The organism is Shewanella sp. SP2S2-6, from assembly GCF_031931965.1.
Classification (GTDB): domain Bacteria; phylum Pseudomonadota; class Gammaproteobacteria; order Enterobacterales; family Shewanellaceae; genus Shewanella; species Shewanella baltica.
This window is the reverse complement of the sequence record NZ_JAUOEQ010000044.1, coordinates 24,483-35,839: the sequence shown is the minus strand read 5'-3', so window position 1 is coordinate 35,839 and position 11,357 is coordinate 24,483. Positions and strand designations below refer to the sequence as shown.

At 47.2% G+C, this 11,357-nt stretch carries 9 protein-coding genes; 5 read left to right on the top strand and 4 right to left on the bottom strand.

The window, feature by feature from the left end:
- Window positions 1–54: 54 nt before the first annotated feature.
- Together Q4Q57_RS19880 and Q4Q57_RS19875 are read right to left on the bottom strand one after the other, a co-directional pair.
- Complete coding sequence (locus Q4Q57_RS19880; RefSeq protein WP_006079504.1) at window positions 55–528, bottom strand: peroxiredoxin; 474 nt, start codon at window positions 526–528, stop codon at window positions 55–57.
- A gap of 80 nt (window positions 529–608) precedes the next feature.
- A complete protein-coding gene (locus Q4Q57_RS19875; RefSeq protein WP_311891819.1) occupies window positions 609–1,565 on the bottom strand; it encodes a choice-of-anchor H family protein in 957 nt (318 codons plus the stop codon).
- 358 nt (window positions 1,566–1,923) lie between these two features.
- Between Q4Q57_RS19875 and Q4Q57_RS19870 the strand changes: the two genes are divergently transcribed.
- The 4 genes from Q4Q57_RS19870 (at window position 1,924) to Q4Q57_RS19855 (ending at window position 5,920) form a co-directional block, all read left to right on the top strand.
- Window positions 1,924–2,214 carry a PepSY domain-containing protein gene (locus Q4Q57_RS19870; RefSeq protein ID WP_012588852.1) on the top strand — a complete coding sequence of 97 codons (291 nt, stop codon included), beginning with the start codon at window positions 1,924–1,926 and terminating at the stop codon, window positions 2,212–2,214.
- A gap of 2 nt (window positions 2,215–2,216) precedes the next feature.
- Window positions 2,217–2,912, top strand: coding sequence for a response regulator transcription factor (locus Q4Q57_RS19865; protein WP_006079500.1), 696 nt, complete (start codon window positions 2,217–2,219; stop codon window positions 2,910–2,912).
- The gene (locus Q4Q57_RS19860) at window positions 2,905–4,269 is read left to right on the top strand and encodes an ATP-binding protein (protein ID WP_311891818.1); all 1,365 of its coding nucleotides are present in this window, start codon (window positions 2,905–2,907) and stop codon (window positions 4,267–4,269) included. The genes Q4Q57_RS19865 and Q4Q57_RS19860 overlap by 8 nt, the downstream gene beginning before the upstream one ends.
- A gap of 148 nt (window positions 4,270–4,417) precedes the next feature.
- Complete coding sequence (locus Q4Q57_RS19855) at window positions 4,418–5,920, top strand: DUF3300 domain-containing protein (RefSeq protein WP_311891817.1); 1,503 nt, start codon at window positions 4,418–4,420, stop codon at window positions 5,918–5,920.
- A gap of 91 nt (window positions 5,921–6,011) precedes the next feature.
- On the opposite strand, the gene Q4Q57_RS19850 is transcribed toward Q4Q57_RS19855, so the two are convergent.
- Window positions 6,012–6,488: a cytoplasmic protein gene (locus tag Q4Q57_RS19850; protein ID WP_311891816.1), complete on the bottom strand. Its 477-nt coding sequence runs from the start codon at window positions 6,486–6,488 to the stop codon at window positions 6,012–6,014.
- Window positions 6,489–6,585: 97 nt separating this feature from the next.
- Window positions 6,586–10,209: an EAL domain-containing protein gene (locus Q4Q57_RS19845; RefSeq protein ID WP_311891821.1), complete on the bottom strand. Its 3,624-nt coding sequence runs from the start codon at window positions 10,207–10,209 to the stop codon at window positions 6,586–6,588.
- 624 nt (window positions 10,210–10,833) lie between these two features.
- On the opposite strand from Q4Q57_RS19845, the gene Q4Q57_RS19840 reads away from it, so the two are divergent.
- Window positions 10,834–11,223, top strand: coding sequence for a hypothetical protein (locus Q4Q57_RS19840; RefSeq protein WP_006079495.1), 390 nt, complete (start codon window positions 10,834–10,836; stop codon window positions 11,221–11,223).
- Window positions 11,224–11,357 lie beyond the last annotated feature (134 nt).

Sequence of the window (11,357 nt, the reverse complement as noted above, 5' to 3'; positions counted from 1 at the left end):
GGGAGCCTAAGCTCCCATTTATTTTGATGTCCGATTACGTTCGGACCTTAATCATTACAGTGCAGCTAAAACCACTTCGGCTTTACTGGCTTCAAAAGCCTTTGGCTCTTCAACATTCAGCAGAGTCACTACGCCGTTATCTATGATCATGGCGTAACGTTGTGAACGCACGCCACCAAAACCTGCAGTGTCCATTTCTAAGCCTAAGGCTTTAGTAAAACTGGCATCGCCATCGGCTAGCATCATCAATTCAGAGGCATTTTGCGCTTCGCCCCACGCTTTCATCACGAAGGCATCGTTCACAGCAACACAGGCAATCAAATCCACGCCTTTCGCTTTAAATTGATCAGCTAATACGACATAGCCAGGTAAATGCGCTTCAGAACAGGTCGGAGTAAACGCACCGGGTACAGCAAACAATACCACTTTTTTACCAGCGAACAGTTCAGTAACTTGGTGATTCACCATGCCATCTTTCGTTAGTTGGCCTAATGTAGCTGCTGGTAATGTTTGACCTTGAGCAATCATATTTATCTCCATTTAGTTAAATTAACCTGACCATACTAGCCCTATTTACCTGAGATAAACACAGAGAGAAAAAAGGGTGATTAGCCGCGAGTAAGATTCATCCTCAGCCCTGCACACAAACCGAGGAATAACAGACCCAATACCGATAAGCTACCGCCACTTTCTTCGACGACGATGACTTCAGGCTCTCGGTCTCGATCGCTACTTTCCAGTGGCAGTGCATACAAACCATCAGTTTCATCGGCACTGATGGTCGCGACAATATCGCTGTAACCCACTTCATACACATCAATCAACACATCGTAGTGGTCCGTCGCATAACCCGTGTAGAGCGTGGTCAGCACTTCATAGTCGTCCTGTGTTGAATCGCCATAAATAGTAAACACGTCCGTGGTGTAATAATGCACCCAAGGGCCGCCATTACGACTGAGATACAGCTCGGCAAATAAGTCAGCTCTTTCATTAAGATACGCGCCGTTAACATCGACGTCGAAGGTCACGCTAAAGGTTTGATAAAACCCATCGTAGTCAAAGTCTTCGAACAAACGACTGCTGGCATCAAAAATCGAAAAGCTGTGATACACAGGGGCGCGATAGGGATCTTCACTGGTCGTGCTCGAACTCGGCATGCCTTGGCTCGCATGTTTCGCAGTCACTTGCTCACGCGTCATCGGCGATGCGCCCATTAGTTGCACGCGGTTTGCCGTCGGCGCTTTAGAGGATAACGCGGGCGCCAAGGATTTAACGGCTGCAGCAGCGGCTTCAGTGACATTTTTTGCGGGCGCAGCTTGTTGTAACAGGGCTAAAGCTTGCTGTTCCTGCTCGGCTGCTTGCTCGCTGTTTTCAGCTTTTTTGGCAATGCCGACACTGGCCGCAGTAAATGGCGTTAAGCTTTGCGATGACTCCAGTTCGCGGGGCTGAGCGTTAACAGCAGAAGATGCTAAAAACAGCGCAGCAATGGCCGTCGCTTTAACGAAATGGGTGTTAACCCGACAGTTAACTGTGGCTGCCATACCTTGTTTATTGAGTGTGTTCATCTTGAATACCCCATGGATAACCCGTTCAAATTGGAGCCATTAAAGTGCAATGAAGGTGAACATAAGCTGAACATCAACATTTAGTGTTCTTAGCGCGACAATACGTTCAGCCTTAGTTCATCTGGATTAGTCGACACTAGGGCATATTGAATGCGAGCATAGGAATAGACTCGCTGACAGAGCTTCAGTTCTGTCACGAATAACAAAATGACTACCAAAGTTAATTTTGATGGAATTGTGCCAACCAATTGGCTGATCTCTATGTGTTTGTTAAGGTGATGAGGTATTCTTAGTCGACTCGATAAGTTATCCATCTCACCCATTAACTTAAGATCGCCGAACATTGCGGGTACCAGATATGAAACTTGGTTTGACATTGGCCCTAATCGCTTGCTTATTGGCCTCCTTTGGCAGCATGGCAGGCAATGATAGACAGAATGATCGCAACCAAGGTGCGAAGAATGAGCAGCGCCGTCTGGCGGTCAATAGCCCAGATCAAGCTGTGGCTATGGTGCAGCGCCAATACCAAGGCAAGGTACTGAGCGTGCAATCCAGCGGCTCAGGGTATCGGGTTAAGCTCCTCAATAATGACGGCCAAGTGTTTTCAGTCTCAGTGGATGCCGCAACTGGCCGAGTGTCGAGGAACTAACTATGCGATTGTTATTGGTTGAAGATGATTTAGAACTGCAGGCGAACTTAAAACAACATCTGCTCGATGCCCATTACAGTATCGATGTGGCGAGCGATGGTGAAGAAGGCTTATTTCAAGCACTCGAATACAACTATGATGCGGCGATCATCGATGTCGGTTTGCCTAAACTCGATGGTATCGCGCTTATCCGTAGCGTACGCGAACAGGAACGCGACTTCCCAATCCTGATTTTAACCGCGAGGGACAGTTGGCAAGATAAAGTAGAAGGACTCGACGCCGGTGCCGACGACTACCTGACGAAACCTTTTCATCCCCAAGAACTGGTCGCGCGGCTCAAAGCCCTGATCCGTCGCTCTGCCGGCAAAGCCAGCCCTTTAATTTATAACGGCCCATTTAGCTTGAATACCAGCAGCTTAGAAGTGCGTAAGGGTGAAGAACTGGTTAACCTCAGCGGCTCTGAATACAAGTTATTCGAATTTTTTATGCTGCATCAGGGCGAAGTGAAATCTAAAACCGTATTGACGGAGCACATCTACGATCAGGATTTTGATTTAGATTCAAACGTCATCGAAGTTTTTATTCGCCGGTTACGTAAAAAACTCGATCCTGATAATCAATATAACCTGATTGAAACCCTGCGCGGCCAAGGTTATCGCCTAAAAGCGTTAACGCCCGAGCCAACTGCCGATGAGTAAACGTGCCATTGTGTGGCAAGTATTGAACTCCCTTAAAGCGCGCTTAGTGATTAGCGCGCTATTGTTTATCTTAGTGTTATTGCCTTTGATCGGCGTCGCCTTAAACGATGCCTTTACCGAGCAAGTTAAAAGCGCGACCAAAAATGAACTCAGCGCCTATGTCTATTCGATACTCGCGGTGACTGAAGTCGAGAATAAACAAATCTCTATCCCAGAATTAGTACTCGAAAATCGTTTTAACCTCATTCAATCTGGGCTGTATGCCATTGCGACCACTGAAGATGCCTGCGGTAAACAAACGATCGTGTGGCACTCGCAATCTTTTATGGGCATGGTGCCACCGCCGCATTTTACCATCCCAGCAACCGGTCAAAGTGCCTTTGAGCAAATCGAGCTCGCCGAACAACCCCATTTGATTTATAGCTTTAGCGTCAGTTTCGCCAGTCAAAATCAAAACGTGCCTGTGACGATTCACATCATTAAGGACGAGCGCGAATTTCAGCAACAAATCGATCAATTTAACCAACAGCTTTGGACTTGGCTGCTGATCTTAATGTTCGTCATGCTCGTGTTCCAACTGAGCTGGCTAGTGTGGACGCTGCAACCATTGGCGCGCTTTACCCAAGAATTACATTCCGTCGAGCAAGGAAAGTCGATGCAGCTAAGTAGTCAGTACCCCACTGAATTACAAGCAGTTGCTCGGCAGCTCAATATTTTGCTCAATACCGAACAAACCCAGCGCAAACGCTATCGTAATGCCTTGGCCGATCTTGCCCACAGCCTCAAAACACCGCTGGCGGTGATCAAGAGTCAGGCCGACTTAAGCGAAGCCTCCAGCGAGCAAGTATCGGTGATCAGTCGCATTATTGGCCACCAGCTGAAACGCGCCCAAACGGCAGCGGCAGCCTCGTGGCATTTAGGGATTCGAGTCGATGACGTCGCCGCTAAGTTATTACGCACCTTAGCTAAAATTTATCGCGAGCCGCAAATCAACCTCAGTGGCGAGATGGCTGACGAAGCAGTATTCAAAGGTGATGAAGCGGATCTCACGGAAATTCTCGGTAACGTGCTCGACAACGCCTGCAAAGCGGCAAAGTCCACGGTTAAATTAACCGTGACCGGCGATGCCTATCAATTGCTGATCTGCATCGAAGATGATGGGCCAGGGATCAGTGAAGCGCTGCAAAATCAAATCTTTGAACGCGGTATTCGTGCCGATTCCTATCATCAGGGTAATGGTATTGGGCTTGCGATCGTGCGCGATTTAGTCGACAGCTATAACGGCAGAATTTCAGTCTCACGTTCAGAAACCTTGGGCGGCGCCAAGTTCAGCATCAGCTTTGTACACTCAATATAATTATTTATTTTCAATACCATAGATTTGAATTCCCACCTAAATTGCGGTTAAAAATAACTTTTTAACCGCAAAATGCTTTCAGCTTATGTTCATATTCAAACGCCTATGATGCCCATAACATCCTCGAACAGGATTATTGGAGCAAACCATGAACAGACTACATCGATGGAATTGGCTAGTGTTAACGGCGGCATTAGTGGCCTTGCCTTTCACTACCACAGCACAAGCTGCGGGCGTATCTGTGAGCCAAGGCTCGAGCGCTGCGGCAAGCCAAGCCGAACTCGAACAAATGCTGGCGCCTATTGCCCTGTATCCCGATAGCTTATTGACCCACATACTTATTGCCTCAACTTATCCACTCGAAATCGTGCAGGCACAACGTTGGTTAACCCAGCGCCCCAAATCCTCGGTAGATCAACTGATGTCGCAAGCCGAAGACCAAGATTGGGACCCGAGCGTCAAAGCTTTGCTGGCCTTTCCGACGCTGCTGCAAAAAATGAGTGAAGATCTCGACTGGACTCAAAGACTCGGTGAAGCCTTCTTAGAAGATGAAGGCCAAGTGATGAACAGCATTCAATCCCTAAGGCAACAGGCTGATAAAGCGAACAGCTTAGCGGACATGGATAACATGGCGATCACCCGCGCCAACAATCAGATCATCATAGAACCCGTTAAGCGAGAAATCGTCTACGTACCCTATTACGATCCGCGCGTGGTTTATGGCACATGGCGCTGGGGTGTGGCTTATCCACCCGTGTATTGGGAATTTGGCGGTTATGCTGGCTATCCCTATCGTCCGAGTCATAACCATTTCTACTGGTCACCTGGCATCCATATTTCCTTTAACTACTTCTTCAGTTCGTTCCACTGGCACAACCATAAAGTGGTCGTGATCGACTATCGCCATTCACATCGTTATCGCCCACGTGAAAGATACACAGTCAGCTATGGTGCCCAGCCTTGGAAACATAAACCCGAACATAGACGTGGCGTGAGTTACCACAACCCCGTCGTGAAGCAACGCTATTACAACGAAGACAAGTATCGCGGCAGAGATTCACACTCTAGCGGCAGCAAGCAGCACTTTAATAGCCAATACTCGAAATCAAAAGAACGCCAAGATACCCATAGCAATCAGGGTAATATGAGTAATCAGGGTCATAAGAGTCGTGACAATAAGGACTATCACAACGCCAGCCGTGAACGTGATAACCGCGCACCGAGTTATCAAAAAACGCAGGCCGAGTTAAAGGAACGTCGATCCGCGACTATGGTACAAACGCCGACTCACAAGGATCGTAATGACGCGCAATCGAGACCCGTGCAGTCAAAGCCAATGCCATCGAAGGAGTCTCAGCAAAGGCAATATCAAACTCGGGAGTCACAGCCGCGTAATATCGATCAACAAAGGACGCAGCCACAAAGACAAGAAAATCCAAGGACAGCGACCCCAAGAGTTGAAACGCCACGACCTGAGACAAGACGCGCAGAACCGCAACGTATTGAACAACCAAGACAAGCAGCGCCAAGACAACGCGAAGACGTGAGAGTGAGACAAAGTGAGCCACGCAAAAATGCGCAAACCGCTCGCTCGGTAGAACATAACCAAGGTCGCTCAACTCAAAGCCAAGAACGTCGTCATAGGGAATGATCCCGCTATGGCCGCAGTAACACAAAGAGCGCAGTTAACTGCACTCTTTTTTTTAAATCAGTTGTTGTTAAATGGCTTATTTTTAATAAGCTTAAAACTTCAAGGTCAGGGACTGACCTTCACCCATTCCCTGCCACTCAATACTCAACTCCATAATCTCATTAAGAATATGCTCAAAGTCCGATTGGCTAACGGTTGGAACGGCTAAGTCTCGGCTGTTGCAGGCTTGCTCTAACAGATAAATAAAGCCGTCATAGGTTGGCGTTTCGCCCGACCAGAGTAGCGACTGCAAGGTCTCAACTATGGATTCGGTTTGCCACACCTCCGTTTTATCAGCGATGGCGCGAGAGGTTTCATTATGCTCTAAGGTAAAGCTGATATCGGCGCCAGCTCTGACCTGCGAAAAGAAAGCCCCTTGAATATGCAGACGTTTTTCAACCACATAATGAATCATATCGTGGGGAGCAATGCCCTGTTCTGGCATTTGGGTTTGGGTCGCACTACCGTCCATGCGCACGCAGCGCAACTGACCATAACGCTGGGTTCCTTTGGTGAAGATGACTTGCATAAAACCATCCTTAGTATTTCGATTAACGCATACATAATGCGAACTCAAGTATAGTCCAACTCTGCGCCAGCATTAGAAAAACAACAATACTCTGCCGTTATAAATTACGCTGGATAAAGCGGAAACACTCTTCTGCCGCTAAGGGTTTACTAAAGTAAAACCCTTGCACTAAGTCGCACCCCATGCTCGACAATAATACCAATTGCGCCTCGTTTTCAACCCCTTCGGCCACCACAGTTAACCCCAACTCATGGGACATAGAAATGGTCGCAGCACTGATAGCCGCATCGTTCGGATCGCTTTCAATATCCTTCACAAAGGAGCGGTCGAGCTTCAATCTGTCTAAGGGCAAGAGTTTCAAATAGGATAACGAGGAATAACCCGTACCGAAATCATCAATCGCAAGTTCGATACCATGCTGGCGCAATTCAGCCAATAGGCGCGCATTCTGCTCAGGATATTGCATCGCCACACTCTCGGTGATTTCAAGCTCCAATGCCCCTTTGCCCAACTTATGCTTTAAAAGCACATTGGTGATATCGGCGACAATGCTATCTTTGCGGAGTTGATGCGCTGACAGATTCACTGCCATTCGCAGCTCAGTCGCACCCGCAGCGCGCCAAGCGGCAAGCTGCGCCATGGCGGTTTCTAACACCCATTGGCCGATAGGAATGATCATGTCGATCTCTTCGGCGATGGGAATAAAGCGGTCTGGCGCTACCATGCCAAATTCAGGATGTTGCCAGCGAACTAAAGCTTCGACACTGACCACTTGCCCAGTGCGGATATCAATTTGTGGCTGATAATGCAGTCGTAATTCATCGTTAGCGAGCACTTGCCTGAGGCCCGTTTCAATTTGCTGGCGCTCAGTGATCAAGGTATTCATCGCCGCAGTAAAGAATTGATAGTTATTGCGTCCCGCCGATTTGGCGCGGTACATGGCCATATCGGCGTTTTTCATCAGGGCTTCAACACTGTCACCATCGGTCGGGAATAAACTGATGCCTATACTTGGCGATGAATGTAATGCTTGATTATTAATGATATAGGTTTGACTCAAACCACTGCGCAGCGCCTCGGCTAAACTGGCCACCTTATCATGATTCGTATCAGATAATGCGACCACAAACTCATCGCCACCCAGACGCGCCACAGTGTCAGTATCACCAACAATGTTTTTCAAACGACGCGCGACCTCTAACAACAGTTGATCGCCCACATGATGACCCAAGGTGTCGTTGATATTTTTAAAGTGGTCCATGTCGATAAACATCACAGCAATTTGGCTGTCGGATGCCAGCGCCTCACTGAATACCACTTCGAGACGCGACTGCAAGCTGAGTCGATTAGGCAGTAGCGTCAAAGAATCATGGTGGGCGAGGAAATGAATCCGTTCCTCACTGACTTTACGCTCGCTGATATCGGTAAAGCTGCCGATGTAATGGCTCACCGCACCTGCGTCATCGCGCACCACAGACATCATCAACCATTTAGGGAAATCGTAACCATGCTTATGCCTGTCCCAAACTTCACCTTGCCAGAAACCTGTTTGTTCTAGGGCAGCACGCACTTGAGGATCGATACCTTTGTCGGTACGCTCGGCCTCTAAAAAGCGGCAGTTTTTACCAATGATTTCTTCTCGGGAATAACCGGTTATCTGAGAAAACGCACTATTCACATCCACAATAATGTCGTTGGCATCCATGATAGTGATGCCTTCACCACTCTGCTGGAACACCTGCGCCAATAGATTTACCCGCGCAACGGTACGCTCCTGCTCGGTAATATCTTCAACGATAAAAAGAATAAGCTGTTCACCATCGGCGCCTGTGACTAACGCACCGTTGAGGCGCACTGCCACTAACTGGCCGTTCTTATGAACATAATGCTTCTGATAGGGGCCATAACGACGCGTTTGCTTTAAGCGCTCTAATTGCTCAGTTTCACTTAATTGATAACGCTTTGGCGTGAGCTCCCAAGGGTCAAGCTGATTTAACTCAGCGAGTGAGTAACCCGTCATGGCTTCGAATGCGGGGTTAATCGCTACAAACTGACTATCATCTAAACGTTTAAGCACATGCCCTACAGGCGCCTTATCAAACAAATTACGATATCTTTGCTCGCTTTCGACTAAGGTGGCCTGAAAAGCCTGACGGCGGGCAATTTCCTTCGACAAGGCCATGGTTTTTTCAGTCACTTTCTCGGCAATACGTTGGCGCTCGCCGGAGGAAACCAGCGTCATACCACCCACAACAGCACAAGTGATAAAGGCGAGGAGCAGCATAAGTAGCGATAAGCTAAAAGTATCGCCCATCAGCACGGCATAGGATTGATAAATCACTATGTGCCAATGCCGATCCGCTAGCATCAGGTTTGCTTGAAAATACTGGCCGGTTTTATCGCTAAATAACTTGCTGCTAAACGCGGGAAACGACTTAGTGGTATTGCTATAAAGTAATGCACCGCCCGCACTCATGTCGGAGAGTTTCCACTGCAGTCCCTTTACGCTCTCAACATCATTAATAATGCTCTGCAAATCAATCACAGCTGAACAAAATCCTGAGATTCTACCTAGTCGGTCGAACGCGGGCGCAATGAGTAAAGTACCACCTGGGCCATTGGGATCTTGAGCTAATTGAATCTTAGCCGTCATCACAGGCGCTAAGGTCGCGCGCACTTTAGCAATGGCAGCGGCTCGTGTCGGCTCGCTATTGAGATCTAATCCCAGCGCTGCCTCATTGCCTATGATTGGCTGAATGTACATCACAGGCACTAACCAGCCATCAGTATTGACTTGCCAACCTTGAGGCCGCGTGACTTTGTAAGGGCCGCCAATGGCAGAGCGGGTCGATGCCTCAAAACTGGGCAGATCGGCAGCCGCCACTAACGGCGACCAAGACCAAGCTCTAAAGCCATCTTGCTGCAACATGTTACGTTTGCCAAACTGCACAAACTCATCCTCTGAAACCTGCTCGCTATTATCGAACAAGCTCGCTAGGGCGACGATTTGCTGCAGATTAGCCTCTTGAAAACTTTCAATATTGCTAATCACGGCATTGGATTGGATCTGAAACTTATCCTGCAACTGTTGGCGCTGGTTCATATCCGAGTAGTAATAAATCCCCACGCAGAATAAAAAGCCCACCAGCAGGGGAACACCCGTCTGAATGCGGCGAGCACGCCAGATAGCTCGCTTATCAAATAACAACATAGTCAAAGGGATAAAGATCACGGCGCCGAGCAAATCCCCCGTCCACCAATTCACTAAACTTCCCAATAAATCAGATGGTGGAATCGTACCGTTGATCACTAAGGCACTGTTGCCAAAAACGGTCGCCACAATACAAGTTAAGGCTAAGCTCAAGCAGGATTTAATAACGGTATTAGGATTATCTAAGGTGAATAAATGATCGACTCGCCCAAGAACATGGGCAGAAAGCACAGCCTGTATGCAAGACCCAATCGAGATAGCAAAAGGTAACCAGCCCCAATGGATATGCCCGCCAATATTGATGTTGATCAGCAGGGAACCAATAAACACGCCAACCCAAGGGACATACTCTTTCCACAGGATACAGGCAGCAATGGCAATCCCTGCGGCAGGCCAAATGGCAGCTGAATATCCTGGTGGCAACGCAATCACCAAGCCTAATTTACCTACAATGATGTAAGCTAAGGCGATGAAAATGTTTACCTTAAGGTATGGGGTAATTGACTTTATGTGTAATCCTTTAAACTGCCATAGTTACAATATTCAGAATCATAATGCCCTACTCGTTAACGCAATCTCAAGTAGATATCTGGGCAGTGATAAAATCACAGTCTAATAATCGTTTTACCTAATGTAAATAGCGTAAATGACTGACACAACCATTGTTTTAACTTGATGTTTTTATTTGAGATGCCCATCTCAAATCCGCTTAACCAAACTTAACTCGCATCAAAAATCAGCATGCAAAAATGTGCGGCGAGCAAGGGTAAACAGCAGTGTCATTCGTATGCGATAAAAGCGACTGTTGGCTAAAACCCACATGCTTATGATGGCATTAATCCACGCCATACCGTCGCCAATACATCAACTTTAGCCAAAATGAATAAATGAAGCACCTCACACATTCCCAATTTATGAGAACCAAATCAGTTAAATTTAAGTTAATTTTGTAAATCTATTGATTTTATTTGGTTTTAATTAAGGTTTTTTTAATGCTTAACGTCTTTTCGCACGGGGATCCGCTTTCAATCAATAGCCGCTTCTTGGTATCCTCCTGCCGCATAAAAAAGTTACATGCTGAATATTTTTTGTTCTGCCAACTGACTCCCTTTCCCGTTCAACCGGACCCGTTAATTGAAATTAGCTCTTAGCCAATTCATTGCTGAAAGATTGAACCTGATTATTCGGTTTTCAACCTTTAGCATGACAAACCTAACCCTGTTTTTCGGGTTATTGTTTGTGCTGCCTGTAGCTGACGTTTTATACGTATTAATCGGCGGTTGTGTTGATATTAGTGAACTCATCAGCCTCAGCAATGGCTTTTTAGTCGAGTTTATCGGCGCTAGTCTGCTCAGCCTGTTATTGCTCAACCCCCTCGTTATTCTGCAGTTATGGCATTTAATCGACTGCTGCTTCAAATTTTTCAATAATCTCGATTTAACTAACGCTTCACTTTTTTTAGCACCCCCAAGGCTAAAATCCCTCGAACATACCGCCCACGGTTGTCGCGCCCCACCATTTTAACCCTCTGTTTTTAAATTCAAATTAAGCATTAAGCGCTGAAAGCGGATTTTCGATCTCGTCGGGATGGCGGCACATTGTTGTGTCATTCCTCTTAGGTTTCAGGATTTGCGCTCAGATAACGCCGCTTAGTGCGA